The sequence below is a fragment of the Streptomyces sp. 4F14 genome (genome assembly GCF_048159485.1).
GTDB lineage: Bacteria > Actinomycetota > Actinomycetes > Streptomycetales > Streptomycetaceae > Streptomyces.
Genome location: NZ_JBLRVY010000460.1, coordinates 1 through 301 on the forward strand (window position 1 = coordinate 1; position 301 = coordinate 301).

At 74.8% G+C, this 301-nt stretch carries 1 pseudogene; it reads left to right on the forward strand.

From position 1 onward, the window contains the following. Window positions 1–301 (forward strand): annotated as a pseudogene (locus tag ACLZOT_RS51590) (hypothetical protein); the annotation flags it as partial.

The window sequence follows — 301 nt, forward strand, 5'->3', positions numbered from 1 at the left end:
CGGCGACCGGCTGGTCGCCCTCTCCGGCCGCCAGGACCTCCTCGTCACCTGCCGCCCCGGCACGCGCAGCGGCGCACCGGCCGCGTTCTTCCCCACGCTGGGCGAGGTCGAGTTCGACGCCGGCCTGTTCGCCCCGCTTAAGCCCCACGAGATCCATCCGCGGATCGTGGGCGACGAGGAGCGGTATCCCGCCGCCTGGGGCGTGTTCGTCCACGAGGCCGCGCACGCGGCCCACTCCGTCTGGACGGCGCCTGCCGGAGCCAACCCGCGTGTCGTCGAGGCCGCGCTCCTGCTGGAGGAA